The following is a 20,306-nucleotide window of genomic DNA, read 5'->3' as shown; positions in this document are numbered from 1 at the left end:
TCAGCTCCCGCGCGGCAGGCGCAGCGAGTAGCCCACGCCGCGCAGGGTGTGCAGCAGGCGGGGCTCGGTGGTGTCGATCTTGCGGCGCAGGTAGGAGATGTAGGACTCCACGACGTTGGCCTCGCCGTTGAAGTCGTAGTTCCAGACGTGGTCGAGGATCTGCGCCTTGGACAGCACCCGGCCCGGGTTGCTCATCAGGTAGCGCAGCAGCTTGAACTCCGTGGGCGACAGGCTGATCAGCTCACCGGCCTTGACGACCTCGTGGGACTCCTCGTCCAGCTCGATGTCGGCGAACACCAGCCGCGGGGACTCCTCGACGCGCCGGGCGCCCTGGCTGCGGCGCAGCACCGCGCGGATCCGGGCCAGCACCTCGTCGAGGCTGAAGGGCTTGGTGACGTAGTCGTCCCCACCCAGTGTCAGACCGGAGACCTTGTCCTCGGCGGCGTCCCGGGCGGTGAGGAAGAGCACCGGGGTGTGCGTGCCGTTCTGCCGCAGCCGCCGGACGACGCCGAAGCCGTCCAGGCCCGGCATCATCACGTCCAGCACCACGAGGTCGGGGCGGAACTGGGCGGCGACCGCGAGGGCCTGCTGGCCGTCGGCGGCGGTGGCCACCTCGAAGCCCGCGTAGCGCAGGCTGGCCGAGAGCAGCTCGCGGATGTTGGGCTCGTCGTCGACCACGAGCAGCCGCGCCTCGGGTGCTCGCTGACCCGTGCTGCTGGTCATCCGGCCCCCCGTGAGCTCCGTCGTCGTCATGACCACAGCGTCTTCCCAGCGACTGAGGCCGTCCTGGACGCTACCTGTGAGGACGCTGCGAGCTGCTCAGCCGGCGGGGGACATGGCGCGGCCGCGGCGCCAGTAGCCGATGGCGTGGTGCTGGCCGCGGCCCAGGCCCCAGCGGCGGCGCAGGTCGGCGCGCGCGGCCCGGACGGTCGCGGACTCGGCGGCCACCCAGGCGAAGAGGTCCTCGCCCTCGGGACGGTCCAGGGCGGCGATCGCGTCGGCCAGCAGCGGGGCCTCGCCGGGGGCGGCGTCCCCGCGGTGCAGCCAGCGCAGCTCGACGCCGGGCGGGTGCGCCAGGTGCTGCTCCTCCGCCGCGCCGGCGACCTCCAGCAGCGCGATCCCGCGGGCGTCCGGGGCGGCCGCGGCCAGCACCCGGGAGATCGCCGGCAGGGCCGTCTCGTCCCCGGCCAGCAGCAGCCACCCGGCGGGGGCGTCGCCCAGCGGGGCGGCACTGGCGACGGCGAGCACGGCACCGGGGACGGCGGCCGCGGCCCACGTCGCGGCGGGTCCGTCGCCGTGCAGCACGAAGTCGACGTCCACCTCACCGGTGGCGGGGTCCTGCCGGCGGGCGGTGTAGCTGCGCAGGCTCACCCCGTGGCTGCCCTGCGGCCACACGATGCGGCCGTCCCGGGCGACCTCGGGCCAGCGCGGGGCGGGGTCGTCGACCCGGGGCACCAGCAGGGCCAGCGTCGGGCCGGCGGCCGCCACGGCCTCCGGGCTGCCGGTGAGGGTCACCCGGCGCACGGCCGGGGTCACCTGCGTCGTCGAGACGACGGTCAGCACGTCGACCGGGCGGGGGCCGTCGTCGGGGCCGGCGGGGGTGCTCACGGCCGCCCAGCCTAGGCCCGGCCGTGGTGGGCGCCGGTCCGGGCGGGAGACGGGGCCGGCCCGGCCGTCCCCGGGGGATGGGGTCGACCGGGCCGGCGTCGGCGGACGTCGACCGGTGACGGAGCGTGAGCTCACGTCGACCACCGAGCCAGGAGTCCCGGCTGTCGTCGTCCTGGTGACGACGCTAGGTGAGCAGACCTGGTCAGCGCGACGTCTCCGGTGGCCGGACCACCCCGACGGGTGAGGGACCGGCCATGTGTGCGCCTGGGCGCAGCCGGGCAGGCAGCTGGTCCCACCGATCGAGGAGGTCCGACGTGAGCGAGCTGAAGAAGGGTGACGACGTCACCTGGAAGACCCACGGCACCACGACCGAGGGCGAGGTCACGAAGAAGATCACCTCGGAGACCGAGGCCGGCGGCCGCAAGGTCAAGGCCAGCCCGGACGAGCCCCAGTACGAGGTGGAGAGCGACAAGTCGGGCAAGAAGGCCGTGCACAAGCCGGACGCCCTGGACAAGCAGTGACGGCGGGAGGCAGCGACGTGGAGCGGAACACCAAGCACAGCGCGATGCGGGACGACGAGATGGCCGGGGAGGTCGAGGGCATGGTCCGGGCGGGCCGGGCCACCCACGCCGACGAGTTCCTGGACCCGGAGCCGGCCGGTGAGGACGAGCCGGCCGTGGACCGCTCCGCCGGCGGCACGCTGACCGGTGGCACGCCCGAGGGCGTGGACGCCGACACGGTGCAGCTGCGGGCCGAGCTGGCCCGCTGGCTGGACCGGGCGGACTTCCCGGCCACCGGCGGCGAGCTGGTCGAGGCGGCCCGCGACCACCGGGCCCCCGACGCCGTCGCCGACGAGCTGGCGAAGCTGCCGGCGGGGGAGACCTTCACCCGGATCGGCGAGGTGGTCCGCGCGCTGGGCCACGAGACCGAGGCGCCGCCCCCCGCGGGGTCGACCGACTAGCGGCGGCCGCGCTCCTCGGCCTGCTCCTCGGCGATCTCCTCCGCCCCGCGGCGGCGGAACAGCTTGGAGCCCGGGAAGCCCTTGGCCAGCTCGCGCAGGTCCTGGACGGTGTCCAGCAGCGCGTGCACGTCGGGGGCGACCTGGTCCAAGGAGGCCAGCACCGGGAGCACGTCCTCGTCCAGGTGCACGACCAGGGTGGGCAGCCGGTCGACCAGGGTCACCAGCGCCTCCACCTCGGCCGGGTCCAGGTCGTCGGCGAAGCGCTTGAGCAGCGGTGCCAGCTTCTCCAGCACCGGCTGGTACTCGTGCACCAGCGGAGAGGCCGTGTCCAGCAGGCCCGAGGCTCGGTCCAGCAGCTGGTCGGCCGCGGCCCGGGTGCCGTCGACGCCGGCGATGGCGGCGTCGGCCCCCGCCCGGGTGGCCGCCACGCCGGCGATCGCCTCGTCGGCGGCCTGTTGGGTGCCCCGCACGCCCGCGATGGCGGCGTCGGCGGCGTCCTTGGTCGACTGGACCCCGGCGATGGCGGCGTCGGCGCGGGCCTTGGTCTCCTGCACCCCGGTGATGGCGGCGTCGGCCCGGTCCTTGACCTCGGCGACACCACCGACGGCGTCCTCGGCGCGGTCGACGACCGCCTCCACCCGGGCCAGCAGCACCGACACCCGGTCCAACAGCAGTTCGGCCTGCCCGACCGCGGTCACCACGCGGGGCACCAGGGCCAGTGACTGGGTGACCAGGTCGCGCAGGCCCTCCGCGGCGTTGACCAGGTCGCTCGGGCCGGGGAGCAGCGGCAGCTTCACGCCTGAGGACGGTACGCACGCCGGTGGCGCACCGCGACGTGTCGACTCGTCGACCGGCGTGGGGGACCGGCGGGTGCTCTCCGTGGCCGTATCGTGACCGAGTCTGCCGACCGGGCCCGGTCGGCGGGCGGGGGACGAGCGGCCGCTGTCGACGGCGCCGCGGAACACGACGATGGGGTGTCGACACCGGTGGCGGACCAGCCGAGGCGGGACGGACCGGACGACGGTCGGGGACCGTCGTCCCCGGACGCGACCCGGCGTGGACGTCGCTCCCGGGCCGGTGCCGACGCAGCGCTGACCGTCGAGGCCCTGCTCGCCCGCTCCCGCGCGGACGGCGACGCCGCCGGCCGGGCCCCGGCCGAAGCAGGCCCCGCACCCCGCTCGGGGCGACGGCGCCGCACCGAGGACGCCGAGCCCGCAGGGGGCGAGGCACCCCCGCGCCCCGAGCCGTCCCGCCTCGAGCCCGCCCGCCCCGACTCCGCCCGTCCTCCCGGGCGCCGGCCCGACGTGGCGCCGCCCGCCCCGCCGCGCCCGGACGTGTCCCGGCTGCTGGCACCCCCGGCCTCGCAAGCCCCACTTGCCCCTCAGACGGCCCGGCCGGTCGCGCCGGGCACCACGGAGATGCCGGCACAGCAGACCGACGGCCCCAGCGCCCCACCGGTGCCGCCCGCCGCCCCCGGCGTCCGGCACTCGGCGCCCGTCCCGCGGCTGCCCGGCGCGAACGGCGCCCGCCCGTCCGCGTCGGTCCCCCCACTGCCCGGCGCCGACGGCGTCCGGCACTCGACGCCCGTCCCGCCGCTGCCCGGCCGCGCACCCAGGACGCCGGCGCCTCTGCCCCCCATCCCCGGGCGGGACGCCCCGGCCGCCGAGCCGCCACCGCCCACGAGGGCCGAGCGCCGGGCCGCGATGAGCCCGCTGCGGCGCGGTCTCGGTCGGGTCGTCGTGGTCCTCACCGTGCTGGTCGCCCTGGTCGGTGGCTACTACGTGGGCCTCTACTTCGCCGTCGACCGCTCCGTCCAGCGGGTCGCGGCACTGACCCCGGACGCCCCGGAGGTGCTCGCCCCGCAGCTGCAGGAGGGCACCGAGACCTACCTCGTGGTCGGCACCGGCGTGCCCGGCGCGTCCGGCCCGGCCTCGGTCAGCCCGCTGCTGGTGCACGTGTCCGCCGACCGCGAGCGGGCGGTGCTGGTCAGCATGCCGCCGACCGCACTGGTGGACACCCCGGAGTGCCGGGGCAGCGACGGCGAGGTCCGCGACCCCACCACCGGGTCCCTGGCCGACGCGTTGCTCCGGGGCGGCCCCTCCTGCCTGGTGCGGGCGGTGCAGCAGCTCTCGGGCCTGCGGGTCGACCACTACCTCGGCGTGGACCTGGCCGGGCTGCCCGGCATGGTCGACGCGCTGGGCGGCGTCGAGGTGTGCCTGGCGGCCCCGCTGGACGCGACCGTCTCCGGTCTCGCCCTGGACGCCGGCACCAGCGACCTCAGCGGGGACGACGTCACGGGCCTGCTGACCGCCGGCACGGCCGGTCCCGACCTCACCGGCGTCGCGGTCGCCGAGCGGGAGCAGCTGGTGCTGACCTCCACGTTGCGGTCGGCGCTGTCGGTGGGCCACCTGGTGGACCCGGTCGCCTCCACCACGTTCCTCACCCGCGCCGCGGACGCGTTCACCCTGGACGAGGACACCTCCCTGGCCGACGTCCGGGCGCTGGCCACCACGCTGGGCGACCTGCCCGCCGACGCCGTCGCACGCACCGGGGTGCCCGTCACCGAGCTCGGCTACGTGCCGGTCGGCAGCGACACCGCGCACGTCCTGCTCGACGGCGACGCCGCGCGGCTGGTGTTCGACGCCGTCATCAAGGACAGCCGGCTGCCCGAGCCGGCCGCGCCGGCCGTCGACCCGGCTGCCGACCCCGCCGCTGCCGCAGCGGCCGGCACGGTCGCGGCTGCTCCCGCCGCCTGCAGCTGAGGGCGGCACCGCGGCGAGCAGCCCGGACGCCGGGACAGCGGCGAGCAGCCCGGACGCGAGAGGGCCCCGCCGACCAGTGGTCGGCGGGGCCCTCTGCGGTGCGGTGGGGTCAGGTCACCCGAAGCGGCCGGAGATGTAGTCCTCGGTCGCCTTCTGGTCGGGGTTGCTGAAGATCTTCTCGGTGGGGTTGAACTCGATGAGCCGGCCGGGCTGGCCCACACCGTTGAGGTTGAAGAAGCCGGTCTGCTCGCTGACGCGGGCGGCCTGCTGCATGTTGTGCGTGACGATGACGATGGTGAAGCGGTCCTTCAGCTCCGTCATCAGGTCCTCGATGGCCAGCGTCGAGATCGGGTCCAGGGCCGAGCAGGGCTCGTCCATGAGCAGGACCTCGGGCTGGACGGCGATCGCCCGGGCGATGCACAGCCGCTGCTGCTGGCCACCGGACAGGCCCGAGCCCGGACGGGAGAGCCGGTCCTTGACCTCGTTCCACAGGTTGGCGCCCTGCAGGGAGCTCTCGACCAGGTCGTCGAGGTCGGACTTCTTCATCTTCTTGGCGTTGAGCCGGACGCCGGCCACCACGTTGTCGTAGATCGACATCGTCGGGAACGGGTTCGGGCGCTGGAAGACCATGCCGATCTGGCGGCGGACGTCGACCGGGTCGACGTCGGAGCCGTAGAGGTCCTGGCCGTCGATGACGACCTTGCCCTCGACGCGGGCGCCGGGGATCACCTCGTGCATGCGGTTCAGCGAGCGCAGGAAGGTGGACTTCCCGCAGCCGGAGGGGCCGATCAGCGCGGTGACGCTGCGCGGCTCGATCGAGACGTTGACGCCCTCCACGGCCTTGAAGGCGCCGTAGAAGATGTCCAGGTCCGACACGTCGATGCGCTTGGCCATGAGTGGTCTCTCTTTCCTGGTTCTTCGGTCAGCGACTGGTCTTGGGGGCGAAGAAACGACTGATCAGGCGCGCCACGACGTTGAGGGCCATGACGAGGATGATCAGGACGAGCGCTGCTGTCCAGGCCCTGTCGATCCCGAACTGCGGCGGGACCCCCGGCTGGGTCAGCTGGTAGTACGCGTAGACGGGCAGCGTCGCCATCCGTCCGTCGAACGGGTCGAAGTTGGTCGCGGCGGTGATGCCGACGATGACCAGCAGCGGCGCGGTCTCCCCGATGACGCGGGCGACGGCCAGGGTGACCGAGGTGCCCAGGCCGGCGATGGCGGTCGGGACGACGACCTTGAGGATCGTGCGCCACTTGGGCACGCCCAGGGCGTAGGCGGCCTCCCGCAGCTCGTTGGGGACGAGCTTGAGGACCTCCTCGGAGGACCGGACGACGACCGGGATCATCAGCACCGAGAGCGCGACGGCGCCGCCGACGCCCAGGCGGACGCCGGGGCCGAAGAAGAGCGCGAAGAGGGCGTAGGCGAACAGACCGGCCACGATCGAGGGGATGCCGGTCATCACGTCGACGAGGAAGGTGATGGCCTTCTTCAGCCGGCCGGTGCCGTACTCGACGAGGTAGATGGCGGTCAGCAGGCCGATCGGCACCGAGATCACCGCCGCCAGGGCGGTGATGATCACCGTGCCCATGATGGCGTGGTAGGCGCCACCGCCCTCGCCGACGACGCCCACCATCGAGTTGCTGAAGAACGTGGCGTCGAAGCGGGCGGCGCCGCGGCTGATGACCGTGTAGGCCAGCGAGACCAGCGGCACCATCGCGATGCCGAACGCGGAGACGACGAGGCAGGTCACCAGCCGGTCGGTGGCCTTGCGCTTGCCCTCGACGGCGCGGGAGCCGACGTAGACCGCCAGCGTGCCCAGCACGACGCCGTAGACGACGAGCAGGGCCCAGCTGAAGCCGGTCAGTGCCGACAGCAGGCCACCGAGGACGACGCCGCCGGCGAACAGGCCGGAGCCGCCGAAGCGGGGGAGCTGTTTGTGACTGCGGACGGCCTCCTCCAGCGGAGGGGGCGCGATGTCGGGACGCGGCGGGGTGGACGTGGACATCAGTTCGCTCCGGAGAAGTCGGCCCGGCGGTTGACGACGTAGCGGGCCAGCATGTTGACCAGCAGCGTGATCACGAAGAGGACCAGGCCGCTGGCGATGAGCGTGCTGACCGCGAGCCCGGTGGACTCGGGGAACTGGAGGGCGATGTTCGCCGCGATCGTCGAGGGGTTCGACGAGGAGATCAGGTTGAACGTGATGCCGCCGGAGACCGAGAGCACCAGCGCGATCGCCAGCGTCTCGCCCAGCGCCCGGCCCAGACCGAGCATCGCGCCACCGATGACGCCGGACTTGCCGTAGGGCAGCACCGCCATCTTGATCATCTCCCAGCGGGTGGCACCCAGGGCCAGTGCGGCCTCGCGGTGCAGGGCCGGGGCCTGGCTGAAGACCTCGCGCGAGATGGCCGAGATGATCGGCAGGATCATCACCGCGAGGACCAGCCCGGCGGTGAGCATCGTGCGGCCGGTGGCCGAGGCGGGGCCGGCGAAGAAGGGCAGGAAGCCCAGGTTGTCCTCGGCCCACCCGTAGAAGGGCACCATCGCCGGCGCCAGGGCGAAGATGCCCCAGAAGCCGTAGACGACGCTGGGGATCGCGGCCAGCAGGTCCACCACGTAGCCCAGGGCCGCGGCGATCCGCCGGGGCGCGTAGTAGGTGATGAACAGCGCGATGCCGACGGCCAGCGGGGTGGCGACGATGAGCGCCAGGACCGCGGCGATGAGCGTGCCGAAGACCAGCGGGGCGACGTAGGAGAAGAGCCCCTCGCCGCCGGGGAGGTCGGCGCTGTCGGCGGTGAACGCCGGGAACGCCTCGGTGATGAGGAAGATCGCGACGCCGGCCAGGATGACCAGGATCAGGATGCCGGCGCCCTTGGCGCTGCCGGCGAAGACCCGGTCGCCGGGCTGCTGCCGCGGGCGGGGGCGGGTCGGGGGTGCGTCGGTGGCTGTCACCACGTGCTCCGTTCGGCTCGAGGCCGTGATCTCAGGGGATCGGGTGGGGGTCGTGCGCCGGCCCGGGGGTCCGTGTGGACCCCCGGGCCGGGTGGAGCGGGGTGGGTCAGCTGCCGGAGGTGATGGCGTCGACCGCGGTCTGCGCCTGCTCGCGCAGCGTGTCCGAGATCGGCGCGCTGCCCGCGGCGTCGGCCGCGGCCTGCTGGCCGTCCTCGCTGATGACGTAGCCCATGAAGGACTTCACGAGGTCGGCCTGGGTGGCGTCCTCGTAGGAGATGCAGCCCACGTGGTAGCTGACCAGGACGATCGGGTACTCGTCAGCGGCGGTCGTGGTGCGGTTGATCTCGTAGGCGAAGTCGAACTCGCCGCGCCCGGAGACCAGCTCCGAGCCCTCGACGACCGCCGCGGCGGCCTCGGGGGAGGGAGCGACGAACTCGCTGCCGACACCGATGTTGGCGACACCGAGGTCGCCGGCCTGGGACTCGTCGGCGTAGCCGATCGCACCCTCACCGGCGGTGACGGCGGAGACCATGCCCGAGGTCTGGTTGGCGGCCTCGCCACCCTCCAGCGGCCACTCGCCGTCCGGCTCCTCGGTCCACACCGACGGCGCGGCCTGGGAGAGGTAGTCGGTGAAGTTGTTCGTGGTGCCCGAGTCGTCGGCCCGGTGGACGGGGGTGATCGACGTCGAGGGCAGCTGCGCGTCGGGGTTGTCCCCGGCGATGGCCGGGTCGTTCCACGTCGTGATGGCGCCGGTGAAGATGCCCGCCAGGGTGTCGGGGGACAGGTTCAGGTCGTCCACGCCGGGCAGGTTGTAGACCACGGCGATGGCCGAGATGTAGTTCGGCAGCTCGAAGACGCCGTCGGTGCCACAACGCTCCTCGGCGGTGGCGAGCTCCTCGTCGTCGAGGGGGGCGTCGGAGCCGGCGAAGTCGGTGCCACCGGCGAGGAACTGCTCACGGCCACCGCCGGAGCCGACCGGGTCGTAGTTGACGGTCACGTCCGGCTGCAGCGAGGAGTACCCCGCGGTCCAGCCCTGGATGGCGGCCTGCTGGCTGGAGGCGCCGGCACCGACCAGGGTGCCGCTCAGCTGCTCCTCGCTGCTGCTGCCACCGGCGGCGTCGGTCGAGCCGCCGCCCTCGTTGGAGGCGCCGCAGGCAGCGAGCGCGAGGGTGCTGGCGAACGCCGCAGACAGGGTCACGGCGCGCGTCTTGGTGCTGAGCTTCAACTCAGTGCCTTTCGACTGTGGGTGCCCGGACGTCGGTGCCGGGCGGTGGGGTTCCAACAGACGAGGACGCTAAGGAGGCGAGGTGGACGGATCCGGGTGCATCGGTGAACGGGAGGTGAACGCGCCCCGGAGCTTCGTCGACGGGGTGAGGGACGCATCACGTCCGTCAGGTGAACGACGGCGCGGCGGTCACCGAGCGTGCGCCTGGTCACCCTGGAGAGGGCCCCGGGGGTCGTGCGGGAGCACCGCTCAGCGGGAGGCGGGGACCCGTCGCCAGGAGACGTCGACGGCGAACCGGGTGAAGCCGGTGGACTCGTAGAGGGACACCGCGGCGGTGTTGTCCTCCTCGACGTAGAGCAGCACGTCGGTGAGCCCGAGCCCCCGCAGGTGCGCCAGCCCGAGGTCGGTCAGCGCGCGGCCCAGCCGCATGCCCTGGGCGTCGGGGTCGACCCCGAGGACGTAGACCTCGCCGACGGCCTCCTCGGCCACCTCGCCGGCCGGGTGCACCTTCGTCCAGTGCGAGCCCAGCAGGGTCTCGGAGCCGGCGAACGCCGTCCGCCACGCCAGCAGGAACCCGGCCGGGTCGAACCAGTCCTCGGCCTCCCGCAGCGCGACGTCCTGGGCCGTCCAGCCGCCCTGCTCGGGGTGGTGGCTGAACGCCCGGGAGTTGACCCGCAGCCAGGCGTCCTCGTCGACCCCGGGCCGGAAGGCCCGGACGACCACGTCGGCCGGCAGGGCCGGGCGGGGATCGGGGTCCACGGTCGCCAGCGGGCGGCGCATCTGCAGCAGGGTCCTGGCCCGGTCGTAGCCGCGGCCGGTGGCCAGCTCCCGCGACCCCGGCAGCTCGCCGTGCGCCCACACCCGCAGCGGGCGGTCCCCGGCGAGCTCCTCGAGCCGGGTGAGCAGTGCACTGCCCACGCCCTGGCGGCGGGCGGGCGGTGCCACGACCAGCTCGGCCTCGCACTCGGCACCGTCGACCTCGAAGCGGGCGTAGCCGGCGAGCGCGCCGTCCCGGGTGGCCAGCAGGTCCCGGCTCTCGCCCGGGCCGCCGTGCTGCAGCCGGAGCTCGGCCTCCTCCGACACCGGGCGCACCCGGTCGGCGGCGGTGGCCGCGGCCAGGAGCCCCAGCACCGCCGGGACGTCGTCGGCAGCGAGCCGGTCGACGTCCCGGACGGGAGGCAGGGGGGTGCTCAGGACGGACGTCTCAGGCGAGCGGGGAACGGCTGTCGGACAGCACGGCGGTCTCGGCGGCGGTGTTCGCCGCGGCCGTGGCGTCGGCGACCTGCTGGTCCAGCTTGTAGCCCACGTTGCGCACGGTGCCGATCAGCGCCTCGTGCTCGGTGCCCAGCTTGGCGCGCAGCCGGCGGACGTGGACGTCGACGGTGCGGGTGCCACCGAAGTAGTCGTAGCCCCAGATCTCCTGCAGCAGCTGCGCGCGGGAGAAGACCCGGCCCGGGTGCTGGGCCAGGTACTTGAGGAGCTCGAACTCCTTGTACGTCAGGTCGAGCGGGCGGCCCCGGAGCTTGGCCGAGTAGCTGTGCTCGTCGATGACCAGCTCGCCGGCCTTGGTGACCCCGCCGTCGTCGGCGGCGCTCGGGGTGGCCGCGGCGACCCGGCGGGCAGCAGCCCACTTGAGCCGGGCGTCGACCTCGGCGGGGCCGGCGGTGTCCAGGACCACGTCGTCGACGCCCCAGTCGGCGGACAGCGCGACCAGGCCGCCCTCGCTCAGCACGGCGACCACCGAGGCGGCGACCCCCGTGGAGGACAGCAGCGCGCACAGCGTGCGGGCGGAGACCAGGTCGTGGCGGGCGTCGACGAGGACGACGTCGCCGGCGTCGCCGTCGAGCAGGCTGGACAGCTCCGGCGCGACGACCCGCACCTGGTGGGCCAGCAGGCCCAGCGCGGGCAACACCTCGGTGGTGGCCTGCCGGGCGGACGTCATGAGCACGAGTCGCACGTCGATCTCCTCACACGTCGTACTGGCTGTCGCCTGTGGTGCGCGGCCTTCGACACCGGTGTCGAGGTGAGTTGGCAGGATAGCGGACGTGCGCCGTCCTGAGACCCTCTCCGTCGCGCGGACCGAGGTGACGGTGCGCACCGCCGACGGCGTCCGGTTGCACGGGATCGTCGTCCCGGCGGCGCTGCCGGCCCCGCTGGGGCCCGACGAGCGACCGCTGACCTTCGTCGTCTCGCACGGGTTCACCAACTCCACGGCGCGGCAGCCGTTCCTGCGGCTGGCCTCCTGGTTGTCCCGGTTCGGCGAGGTCCGGGGCGTGGACTTCCGCGGCCACGGCCGCTCCGGCGGGGAGTCCGGGGTGGGCGGTGACCCCGAGCTGCTCGACGTCGACGCGGCCGTCGCGGCCGCCCGGGCGGACGGGGCGCGGACCGTGGTGAGCCTGGGGCTGTCGATGGGCGGGGGCGCCGCGCTGCGGCAGGCCGCGATCGGCACGTCGCGCCCGGACGCCGTGGTGGGCGTCAGCGCCGTCAGCCGGTGGTTCGTCCGGGACACGCTGCCCATGCGGCGGGTGCACTGGATGCTGGAGACCACCCTGGGGCGCCGGCTGGGCTCCCGGGTCGTGGGCGTGCGGCTGGCGCCGCCGTGGGCGGCCAGCCCACCGGCGCCGGTGCAGCTGGTCAGCTCCATCGCGCCCACGCCGCTGCTGCTGGTGCACGGTGACCAGGACGCGTACTTCCCCCTCGAGCACGTCCGCTCACTCGCCCGGGCCGCCGGGCCCGCTGCCACCGTCTGGACCGTCCCGGGCATGGGGCACGCCGAGAGCGGGATGTCCGGCCCGCTCGCCGAGCGGATCGGCCGCTGGGCGCGGGACACCGTGGGCCGCGTCCCGGGCAGCACCCCCGGGGTCGCGACCTCCACGGCGTCCGCGACCGACGGTGGGACCATGCGCGGGTGAGCCACTCAGCGCTGGAGACCGAGCTGCCGCGCGGGGCGCACCACCTGCCCGCCGCGGGCGCCGTCGTCGTGGCGGGGGCGCTGCTGGTCGGCGGCCCGCTCGCCCTGGGTGACACCGGCCGGTTGGTCGGCGTGCTCGTCGTGCAGCTGGCGCTGGTGGGCGCCTGGGTGGTCGCCACCGGCATCCGCGGGTTCGTCGGGTCCCTCGGCATCGGGGTCGCCGCCGCCGTCGGTGCCGACCTGCTCATGCACCTGCCCGAGCGCCCCCAGCTGGGGTCGCTGCTGCTCGTCCTGGGGCCCGGCCTGCTGGTGGCCCTCGTGCACCAGATGGCCCGCCCCGCACCCCGCCGCTACCTGGTGGCCTCGCTGGCCGGTGTGGTGCTGCTGGTCTGCGCCGTCGTCGCCCTGTCGGTGCTGCTGGCGCTGGGTCGCAGCGCGGACGGCGACCGGCTGGCCACCAGCGCCGTGCTGGTGGTGACCGCGGCGCTGCTCGTCGGCCACCTCGTCGACCTGGTGCTGCCCCGGCCGCAGATCGCCCAGGGCGTGCCCCGCGGGCTGGTCGGCCTGGTCCTGGCGGTGCTGGCCGGGGTCGGCGTCGCGCTGCTGCGCCGCGCGCCCGACGACCTGGTCGACGCGTTGTCGGCAGCCACCTACGGGGCGGCGATCGGCGGTGTCGCGGCGCTGATGGCCGTGGGGGCGTCCTACGTCGTCGCCGAGCGCCCGCAGCGGGGCTGGGCGCTGCCCGTCGTCCAGGCCGCCCTGCCGCTCGCCACCGCCACCCCGGTGGCCTTCTTCCTGGCGCTGCAGACCAGCCTCTGACGCCGGACACTGGGCCCGGTGAAGGGCCTGCTGATCACCGTCCTCGTCCTGCTCGGCCTGCTGGTGGCCGCCGACCGGGTCGGTGTCGTGGTCGCGGAGGACCAGGTCGCCGCCCAGGTGGCCCAGCGCGGACAGCTCACCGGTGAGCCCGAGGTCGACATCACCGGCTTCCCGTTCCTCACCCAGGCCCTGGGCGGTCGCTACGAGGACGTCCGGCTCGCGCTCACGGCCGACCAGCTGGGCCTCCCCGACGGCGGCACCGCGGAGGTCTCCCTGCAGGGAGTGCAGCTGCCGCTGTCCGACGTGATCGCCGGCGACGTCGCCGAGATCCCGGTCGAGCACGTGGACGGGCGGGCCTCGCTGTCCTGGGGGCTGCTCTCCTCCCAGCTCGACGGGGACACCCAGCTGTCCCGCGAGGGCGACGGCGTCCGCGTCACCCGGACCGTGGAGGTGCTCGGGCAGTCGGTCCGGCTGACCGCCGCCGGGCAGGTCGCCCTCGACGGGCAGGACCTGGTGGTGACCGTCGACCAGGCCGCCGGCGCCGGGGTCGACGTCCCGGACTTCCTGCTCGACGCCGCCCAGGACCTGCTCGACTTCCGTTACACCGTGCCCGCCCTGCCCTTCGGGCTCCAGCTCACCGGGCTGACCACCACCGACTCCGGCGTGGACCTCACCGTCGAGGCCACCGACACCGTCCTGCGCTGACGGGAATCCCCACCAGGCCGGTCGTGTTGGGCGGGACGTGGAGACGACGGGTCTGGTCGTGCTGCTCGTCGCGCTGGCCCTCACCGGCCTCGCGGCCTGGTGGCTGCGCACCCGCAGCGGCGCGGTCCGCCGCCCCGCCGAGGAGGAGGCCGACGTGACCGGGTCCAGGGACACCGAGGTGCTCCGCTCGCTGGGTGTGCGCCCCGAGGACGCCGACCTCACCGTGGTCCAGTTCGCCACCGCGTTCTGCGCGCCCTGCCGCGCGACCAAGGCCCGGCTGGCGCAGCTGCAGACCACCCGCCCCGGCCTGGCCGCCGTCCACGTGGACGCCGAGAGCCAGCTGGAGGCCGTGCGTGCGCTGGACGTCCGGCGCACGCCCACGCTGTTCTACCTGGACCGGTCCGGCCGGGTGCTCGGGCGCAGCAGCGGAGCCCCCCGCCCCGACGAGCTGACGGCCATCGTCGACGCGCACGCACCGGCGGTCCGGACCTCGTGATCACGCCCCGACCTGGGTGTTGCTACCCTCGCGCCGTGGGCACCCTGCTGACTCAGCGACGCACAGTGGACCTGTGCCGCCTGGGCAGCTGCCTGTGTCGCGCCTCCTGACGAGGCTGACGACCCGCCTCGACGCGCCCTGACCGCCGTCGGAAGGCCCCACACCGTGACATCCCCCCAGCACCCCCGTACGTCCCCGCCCGCCACCGGTGGGCCGATGGTCGACGTCCGCGGCCCGCGCTTCGGCGCGTGGGTCACCACCGTCGTCCTGGTCGTCGTGCTGCTCACCGGCAACGGCTGGCTGCTCGCGGCGCAGGCCGTGGTCTTCGCCGTCGGCGGCCTCGCCGGGCTGCGGTACGCGCCCTACGGCCTGCTGTTCCGGGTGCTCGTGGCCCCCCGGCTGGGCCCGGTCAGCGAGCGGGAGGCGGAGGCGCCGCCGCGGTTCGCCCAGCTCGTCGGCCTGTTCTTCGCCCTGGTGGGGGCCGTCGGGTACCTGGCGGGGGCGCCGGTCCTGGGCGCCGTCGCCGCCGGGCTGGCCCTGGTGGCCGCCCTCCTCAACGCCGCCGTGGGCTTCTGCCTCGGCTGTGAGCTGTACCTGCTCGCGCGACGGGTCCGCCCCGTCCGCGCCGCCTGACCGCCCCACCCGACAGACCGCACCCCCCGCAGCACCCCCTGACCACCGACCACTGGAGGAACACCGTGAGCCGCAACGACGTGCTCGTCACCGCCGACTGGGCCCAGGAGCACCTCGGCGACGCCGGGATCGTCTTCGTCGAGGTCGACGAGGACACCAGCGCCTACGACGGGGGCCACCTCGAGGGCGCCGTGAAGCTGGACTGGAAGAGCGACCTGCAGGACGCCGAGTCCCGTGACTTCGTCGACCGCGAGGGCTTCTCCGCCCTGCTGAGTGCCAAGGGCATCGGCAACGAGGACACCGTGGTGCTCTACGGCGGCAACAACAACTGGTTCGCCGCCTACGCCTACTGGTACTTCAAGGTCTACGGCCACCGCGACGTCAAGCTCGTCGACGGCGGCCGCAAGAAGTGGGAGCTGGACGGCCGCCCGCTGTCCACCGACACCGTGCAGCGCCCGGCCACCACCTACCAGGCCGCCGAGCCCGACACCTCGATCCGCGCCTTCCGCGACGAGGTCGTGGCCGCCATCGACACCAAGAACCTGGTCGACGTGCGCAGTCCCGACGAGTTCGCCGGCAAGCTCGTGGCCCCCGCGCACCTGCCGCAGGAGGGCGCTCAGCGTCCCGGCCACATCCCCTCGGCCGTCAACGTGCCGTGGAGCAAGGCCGCGAACGAGGACGGCACCTTCAAGTCCGACGAGGAGCTCGCGAAGCTCTACGCCGACGCCGGCCTCGACGACTCCAAGGACACCATCGCCTACTGCCGCATCGGGGAGCGCTCCAGCCACACCTGGTTCGTCCTGCGGGAGCTGCTCGGCCACCAGAACGTCAAGAACTACGACGGTTCCTGGACCGAGTACGGCTCGCTCGTCGGCGTCCCGATCGCCAAGGGGGCCTGACCGTGTGCGCGTCCCCGAAGCAGGGCGGTTCCCTCGCCGGCATCGACCTGAGCACCCAGACGGTCATCCAGGGCCAGGTGTGGCACGACGGCAACCCCGTCGCCGGCGCCTACGTCCGGCTGCTGGACTCGACCGACGAGTTCACCGCCGAGGTGGTCACCAGCCCCGAGGGCGAGTTCCGCTTCTTCGCCGCCCCCGGTGACTGGAAGCTGCGCTCGCTGGCCCCGGTGGGCCGCGCCGAGCGCGTGCTGGCCGCCGAGGTCGGGCTGAACGAGACGACGCTCGCGATCGTCTGAAGGAGGGCCTGACTGCCCCCCGCACCACGCTCCGCGCGGCACGGGACCCTGCAGCCAGGCCGTTCCAGCACCCCACCAGGGCCCGTCACCGCTGTCGCGGTGGCGGGCCCTGGCCGTTCAGAGACCCAGGACGTCGGCGAGCTCGCCGACCTGCTCGGTGAAGAAGGCGTCGGGATCGGTGAGCACGCCGACGAAGTGGCCGAACAGCTCGAAGCTGACCAGCCCGAACAGCGAGCTCCAGGTGAGCAGGGCGCGGGCCCGGACGGCGTCGTCGAGGTCGGGGTGCTCGCCGCCCAGTCCTGCGGCGGCGGCAGGGGTGACCAGGTGGGTGCGGCGTCCCTCCGCGGGTGGCAGGACACCGGCCCGGGCAGCGTCGCCGAGGACCCGGCCCAGTGCGAGACCGACCCGGCCGGCGGCGGCGACGGTGTCCTGCGGGGCGGCGTAGCCGGGCACCGGTGAGCCGTAGAGCAGGGCGTACTCGTGCGGGTGCGCCAGCGCCCATGCCCGGACGGCGGCACAGATGGCGTGCCAGCGGGTGCGCGGCTGTGCGGTGGGGTCGTCGGCGGCCTCGGCGGCGGCGCCGAGTGCGTCGTAGCCCTCGATGATCAGCCGGGTCAGCAGGTCGTCCCGGCTGGGGAAGTACCGGTACAGCGCGGAGGACGCCAGGCCCAGGTCCCGCGCCACCGCGCGCAGCGACAGCGCGGCGGCGCCGACCGTGGCCAGCTGGCCGCGTGCCGACTCGAGGATCTCCTCGGTCAGCGCGTTGCGGGCGCGTTCCCTCGCCGTGCTCACCACCCCGCGGACGTTAGCACCGATCTCATCCGAGAGCACCGCTCTTGACAGCTCGGGAGAGGGAGTCACTGTCGCTCCAGAACGAGAGCACCGCTCTCGTCAGTCGTCAGGAGACGTCGTGGGACTGCACGTGGTCGTGGGCAAGGGACCGGTCGGCACCGCCGTCTCCGGTGAGCTGGTGCGGGCCGGGCACCGGGTGCGGGTGCTCTCGCGCAGCGGGGGGACGTCGACCGACGACGTCGAGCACCGCGCGGTGGACGCGGCCGACACCGAGGCGCTGGCGACCGCGTCGGCCGGTGCGGACGTGGTCTACAACGCGGTCAACCCCACCTACCACCGCTGGGCGACGGAGTGGCCGCCGATCGCCACCGCCCTGCTGGGTGCTGCCGAGCGCAGCGGTGCGGTGCTGGTCGCGATGGGCAACCTGTACGGGCACGGCCGTCCGACCGGGCCGATGACGGCGCGGAGCCCGCTGGCCGCCACCGACGTCAAGGGCCGGGTGCGGGTGGCGATGTGGGAGCAGATGGCCGCCGCGCACGAAGCGGGGCGGGTGCGGGTGACCGAGGCCCGGGCGTCGGACTTCGTCGGGCCCGACGTGCCCCCGGCCAACTCCTACCTGGGTCGCAGCCTGGCCGGGGTGCGGGCGGGCGGGCGGGTGTGGGTGATCGGTGACCCCGACGTGCAGCACAGCTGGGCCTACCTGCCCGACGTCGGCGCCACGCTGGCCACGCTGGGTACCGACGAGCGGGCCTGGGGCCGGGCGTGGGTGGTGCCCAGCGCCCCCTCGCGCAGCCAGCGGGAGGCGCTGGGGGACTTCGCCGCGGTGTTCGGGGCGCCGGCGCCGCGGGTGTCCAGCACGCCGTGGCCGGTGCTCCGGGCCCTCGGGACGGTCGTCCCGCTGCTGCGGGAGGTCGTGGCGATCCGGCACCAGTGGGACGCCGACTTCGTCGTCGACGGCAGCGAGACCACCGCGGTGCTGGGCGTCGCGCCCACCCCGTGGGACCAGGTCGTGCGCACGACCGCCGGGGCACTCCCGGGCTAGGGCGCCAGCCGCAACCGGGGCAGCTCGACCTCCGCCTCCAGCACCGGGCGGGCGGCGGCGTCCCGGGCCACCCGGACGGCGTACCGGCCGGCGGCCCGGGTCCAGCCCGGGTCGTCGGCGTCGTAGGCGGACAGCACCCGGGGCTCGTCGCAGCGGATCGACACCGTGCGGCTCTCGCCGGGCTCCAGCGCAACCCGGGCCCAGCCGGCCAGCCGCCGGGTGGCCGAGCGGTCGGGCAGCGCGGGTGGGGCCACGTACACCTGCGGGGTCTCGACCCCGGCCCGGGTGCCGGTGTTGGTCAGCGTGAGGGTGGCCACCGGGGCGCCGTCCTCCACCGCGACCGACACCTGCGACCACTCGACGGTGGTGGTGGAGAGCCCGGCGCCGAAGGGGAACAGCGGGTCCAGCCGCTCCCGCTCGAACCAGCGGTACCCGACGTCGGCGCCCTCGACGTCGTAGGAGACCCGCGGGTACCCGCCCCGGCGGGGTTCGCCGGGGTTGGAGGCCAGCCCGGCCGGGTCCAGGACGTCGGGTCGGGGCAGCTGGGACTCCGACCGCGGGAAGGTGATCGGCAGCCGGCCCGCGGGCGGTGCCACCCCGGTGAGCACGTCGGCGATCGCACCCGCCCCGGCCTGGCCGCCGTACCAGGCGACCAGCACCGCGGCGACGTCGTCGAGCCAGGGCATGGTCACCGCCGAGGGCACCGTGAGGACGACGACGAGCCGGTCGTTCGCCGCGGCCAGCGCGGTGATCAGCTCGTCCTGCCCGTCGCCCAGGGACAGGTCGGGGGAGTCCTGGCCCTCGGTGGACCACTTCTCGGCGACCACCACGACGGTGTCGGCCGACCCGGCGGCGGCCACCGCCGCCGGGACGTCGGCGCCGTCGAGCCAGCTGACCTCGCCGTCCCACCGCTCGCGCAGGGCGTCGAGCGGGGCGGGGGCGTGGAAGGCGCGGGGCAGCTCCATCTGGGCGATCTGCGAGCCGCCGTCGGTGACCGTGCCGGGCGGGGTGACCGTCGAGCTGCCGCCGCCGCTGATCACGCCGGTGTCGGCGTGCGCGCCGACGACCAGCAGCCGGCCGGTGCCCGCCAGGGGCAGCACGTGGTCGGTGTTGCGCAGCAGCACCACCGACCCGGCGGCGACGCGGGCGGCCAGGGCGGCGTGCGGGGCGAGGTCCAGGGCACGGGGCCGGCGGCGCTCGCCGAGGGCGCCGACGGAGGCCAGCGCGGTGAGGATGCGGGTGACCATGTCGTCCAGCCGCTCCCGGGGCACCCGCCCGGACTCGACGGCGGCGAGCAGGTCGGCGCCGAAGAAGTGCCGGGTGTCCAGGCCGTGGCCGGACTGCCGGTCCAGCCCGGCGACGGCGGCGTGCACGGTGGAGTGGGTGGCGCCCCAGTCGCTCATCACGAACCCGCCGAAGCCCCAGTCGCCCTTGAGCACCTGGGTGAGCAGGTGGTGGGACTCGCTGGCGTAGACGCCGTTGACCAGGTTGTAGCCGGGCATCACCGCACGCGGGCGGCCGCGCTCGTGGGCGATCTGGAAGGCCAGCAGGTCCGACTCGCGCAGCGCCGGCTCGGACAGGTCGGAGCTGACCACCACCCGGCCGGTCTCCGAGGGGTTCAGCGCGAAGTGCTTGAGGGTGGCGGCCACCCCCCGGGACTGGATGCCGGCCACGGAGGCCCCGGCCAGCACGCCCGACAGCAGCACGTCCTCGGACAGGTACTCGAAGACCCGCCCGCCGCGCGGGTCGCGCACCAGGTTCATCCCGCCGGCCAGCTGGACGGCGACGCCATGGGCGTGTGCCTCCGCGCCGACCGCCTCGCCCACCTGCCGGGCCAGGTCGGGGTCGAAGGTCGCGGCCAGGGCGGGTCCGGAGGGGAAGGCGGTGGCGTCGTCGTCCGGTCCGCGCGCGCCCATCGGGTTGGTGACGCCGAGGCTCGCGTCGGACTCGTCCCAGCCGGGGATGCCCAGCCGCTCGACGCCCGGGGTGTGCGCTGCTGACCCCACGGCGTCGGCCGGGGCGTCCGGGCCGATGCCCATCGGGGCGCTCACCAGGGACACCGCCTCGGCGAGGGTCAGCTGCTCGACCAGCGCCCGGGCGGTCGCGTGGTGCCCGGCCCACCCCTCCCACGGCTCGGTCCCGGACGGCGTCGGCGCGGTGGTCTCCACCTCCCGGGGGTGCGCGCGGGGGGACGGCGGCAAACCCGCT

The 20,306-nt window shown here is 74.7% G+C and carries 22 protein-coding genes; 11 read left to right on the top strand and 11 right to left on the bottom strand.

What is annotated here, in order from left to right; genetic code table 11:
• A complete protein-coding gene (locus ASG41_RS03390; protein ID WP_369799966.1) occupies positions 1-753 on the bottom strand; it encodes a response regulator transcription factor in 753 nt (250 codons plus the stop codon).
• Positions 754-819: 66 nt separating this feature from the next.
• Positions 820-1,608 carry a siderophore-interacting protein gene (locus ASG41_RS03385; protein WP_056289581.1) on the bottom strand — a complete coding sequence of 263 codons (789 nt, stop codon included), beginning with the start codon at positions 1,606-1,608 and terminating at the stop codon, positions 820-822.
• A 314-nt stretch (positions 1,609-1,922) separates the two neighbouring features.
• On the opposite strand from ASG41_RS03385, the gene ASG41_RS03380 reads away from it, so the two are divergent.
• Entirely contained in the window at positions 1,923-2,129 is a 207-nt protein-coding gene (locus tag ASG41_RS03380; protein WP_235564418.1) for a DUF2945 domain-containing protein, read from the top strand.
• Positions 2,130-2,146: 17 nt separating this feature from the next.
• The gene (locus ASG41_RS03375) at positions 2,147-2,569 is read left to right on the top strand and encodes a DUF2795 domain-containing protein (protein WP_235564417.1); all 423 of its coding nucleotides are present in this window, start codon (positions 2,147-2,149) and stop codon (positions 2,567-2,569) included.
• Here ASG41_RS03375 and ASG41_RS03370 read toward each other — a convergent pair.
• The gene (locus ASG41_RS03370) at positions 2,566-3,366 is read right to left on the bottom strand and encodes a hypothetical protein (RefSeq protein ID WP_056289574.1); all 801 of its coding nucleotides are present in this window, start codon (positions 3,364-3,366) and stop codon (positions 2,566-2,568) included. The two genes, ASG41_RS03375 and ASG41_RS03370, sit on opposite strands and share 4 nt — an antisense overlap.
• 621 nt (positions 3,367-3,987) lie before the next feature.
• Here ASG41_RS03370 and ASG41_RS03365 point away from each other — a divergent pair.
• Positions 3,988-5,331, top strand: coding sequence for an LCP family protein (locus ASG41_RS03365; RefSeq protein WP_082556550.1), 1,344 nt, complete (start codon positions 3,988-3,990; stop codon positions 5,329-5,331).
• Positions 5,332-5,445: 114 nt separating this feature from the next.
• On the opposite strand, the gene pstB is transcribed toward ASG41_RS03365, so the two are convergent.
• The 6 genes from pstB to ASG41_RS03335 all read right to left on the bottom strand — a co-directional run bounded on the left by pstB (position 5,446) and on the right by ASG41_RS03335 (position 11,462).
• Positions 5,446-6,225 carry a phosphate ABC transporter ATP-binding protein PstB gene (gene pstB / locus ASG41_RS03360; RefSeq protein WP_056289567.1) on the bottom strand — a complete coding sequence of 260 codons (780 nt, stop codon included), beginning with the start codon at positions 6,223-6,225 and terminating at the stop codon, positions 5,446-5,448.
• Positions 6,226-6,253: 28 nt separating this feature from the next.
• The gene (pstA, locus tag ASG41_RS03355; RefSeq protein WP_082556488.1) at positions 6,254-7,336 is read right to left on the bottom strand and encodes a phosphate ABC transporter permease PstA; all 1,083 of its coding nucleotides are present in this window, start codon (positions 7,334-7,336) and stop codon (positions 6,254-6,256) included.
• The gene (pstC, locus tag ASG41_RS03350; protein ID WP_082556549.1) at positions 7,336-8,280 is read right to left on the bottom strand and encodes a phosphate ABC transporter permease subunit PstC; all 945 of its coding nucleotides are present in this window, start codon (positions 8,278-8,280) and stop codon (positions 7,336-7,338) included. The genes pstA and pstC overlap by 1 nt, the downstream gene beginning before the upstream one ends.
• 106 nt (positions 8,281-8,386) lie before the next feature.
• Positions 8,387-9,478 (bottom strand): phosphate ABC transporter substrate-binding protein PstS, encoded by a 1,092-nt coding sequence (gene pstS / locus ASG41_RS03345; RefSeq protein ID WP_235564416.1) that lies wholly within the window; start codon positions 9,476-9,478, stop codon positions 8,387-8,389.
• 276 nt (positions 9,479-9,754) lie between these two features.
• The gene (gene mshD / locus ASG41_RS03340; protein WP_056289557.1) at positions 9,755-10,687 is read right to left on the bottom strand and encodes a mycothiol synthase; all 933 of its coding nucleotides are present in this window, start codon (positions 10,685-10,687) and stop codon (positions 9,755-9,757) included.
• A 22-nt stretch (positions 10,688-10,709) separates the two neighbouring features.
• A complete protein-coding gene (locus tag ASG41_RS03335) occupies positions 10,710-11,462 on the bottom strand; it encodes a response regulator transcription factor (RefSeq protein ID WP_056289553.1) in 753 nt (250 codons plus the stop codon).
• A gap of 88 nt (positions 11,463-11,550) precedes the next feature.
• On the opposite strand from ASG41_RS03335, the gene ASG41_RS03330 reads away from it, so the two are divergent.
• The 7 genes from ASG41_RS03330 to ASG41_RS03300 all read left to right on the top strand — a co-directional run bounded on the left by ASG41_RS03330 (position 11,551) and on the right by ASG41_RS03300 (position 16,264).
• Positions 11,551-12,417, top strand: a complete 867-nt coding sequence (locus tag ASG41_RS03330; RefSeq protein WP_082556487.1) for an alpha/beta hydrolase — start codon at positions 11,551-11,553, stop codon at positions 12,415-12,417.
• The gene (locus ASG41_RS03325) at positions 12,414-13,235 is read left to right on the top strand and encodes a hypothetical protein (RefSeq protein ID WP_056289550.1); all 822 of its coding nucleotides are present in this window, start codon (positions 12,414-12,416) and stop codon (positions 13,233-13,235) included. The genes ASG41_RS03330 and ASG41_RS03325 overlap by 4 nt, the downstream gene beginning before the upstream one ends.
• An 18-nt stretch (positions 13,236-13,253) precedes the next feature.
• A complete protein-coding gene (locus tag ASG41_RS03320; protein WP_056289547.1) occupies positions 13,254-13,940 on the top strand; it encodes a DUF2993 domain-containing protein in 687 nt (228 codons plus the stop codon).
• A gap of 37 nt (positions 13,941-13,977) precedes the next feature.
• Positions 13,978-14,436, top strand: coding sequence for a thioredoxin family protein (locus ASG41_RS03315; protein ID WP_235564413.1), 459 nt, complete (start codon positions 13,978-13,980; stop codon positions 14,434-14,436).
• Positions 14,437-14,652: 216 nt separating this feature from the next.
• On the top strand, positions 14,653-15,069 hold the full coding sequence (locus ASG41_RS03310; protein ID WP_056289543.1) for a DUF4395 domain-containing protein: 417 nt from the start codon (positions 14,653-14,655) through the stop codon (positions 15,067-15,069).
• Between the two features lie 65 nt (positions 15,070-15,134).
• A complete protein-coding gene (locus ASG41_RS03305; RefSeq protein WP_056289540.1) occupies positions 15,135-15,968 on the top strand; it encodes a sulfurtransferase in 834 nt (277 codons plus the stop codon).
• Between the two features lie 2 nt (positions 15,969-15,970).
• On the top strand, positions 15,971-16,264 hold the full coding sequence (locus ASG41_RS03300; RefSeq protein WP_056289537.1) for a DUF1416 domain-containing protein: 294 nt from the start codon (positions 15,971-15,973) through the stop codon (positions 16,262-16,264).
• A gap of 117 nt (positions 16,265-16,381) precedes the next feature.
• Here ASG41_RS03300 and ASG41_RS03295 read toward each other — a convergent pair whose 3' ends face one another.
• Entirely contained in the window at positions 16,382-17,056 is a 675-nt protein-coding gene (locus tag ASG41_RS03295) for a TetR/AcrR family transcriptional regulator (RefSeq protein ID WP_235564412.1), read from the bottom strand.
• A 118-nt stretch (positions 17,057-17,174) separates the two neighbouring features.
• Between ASG41_RS03295 and ASG41_RS03290 the strand changes: the two genes are divergently transcribed.
• The gene (locus ASG41_RS03290) at positions 17,175-18,098 is read left to right on the top strand and encodes an NAD-dependent epimerase/dehydratase family protein (protein WP_056289525.1); all 924 of its coding nucleotides are present in this window, start codon (positions 17,175-17,177) and stop codon (positions 18,096-18,098) included.
• On the opposite strand, the gene ASG41_RS03285 is transcribed toward ASG41_RS03290, so the two are convergent.
• Positions 18,095-20,266 carry a glycoside hydrolase family 3 protein gene (locus ASG41_RS03285; RefSeq protein ID WP_200938682.1) on the bottom strand — a complete coding sequence of 724 codons (2,172 nt, stop codon included), beginning with the start codon at positions 20,264-20,266 and terminating at the stop codon, positions 18,095-18,097. The genes ASG41_RS03290 and ASG41_RS03285 overlap by 4 nt on opposite strands.
• Between the last annotated feature and the right edge of the window lie 40 nt (positions 20,267-20,306).

Source organism: Modestobacter sp. Leaf380, assembly GCF_001424485.1.
Lineage (GTDB): Bacteria > Actinomycetota > Actinomycetes > Mycobacteriales > Geodermatophilaceae > Klenkia.
The sequence above is the reverse complement of the archived record's forward strand: the minus strand, read 5'-3'. Positions and strand labels throughout refer to the sequence as shown.

Coding starts and splice junctions, on each gene's coding strand:
- ASG41_RS03390 (WP_369799966.1), bottom strand. CDS start 753: ATGACGACGACGGAGCTCACGGGGGGCCGGATGACCAGCAGCACGGGT.
- ASG41_RS03365 (WP_082556550.1), top strand. CDS start 3,988: ATGCCGGCACAGCAGACCGACGGCCCCAGCGCCCCACCGGTGCCGCCC.
- pstB (WP_056289567.1), bottom strand. CDS start 6,225: ATGGCCAAGCGCATCGACGTGTCGGACCTGGACATCTTCTACGGCGCC.
- pstA (WP_082556488.1), bottom strand. CDS start 7,336: ATGTCCACGTCCACCCCGCCGCGTCCCGACATCGCGCCCCCTCCGCTG.
- ASG41_RS03310 (WP_056289543.1), top strand. CDS start 14,653: ATGGTCGACGTCCGCGGCCCGCGCTTCGGCGCGTGGGTCACCACCGTC.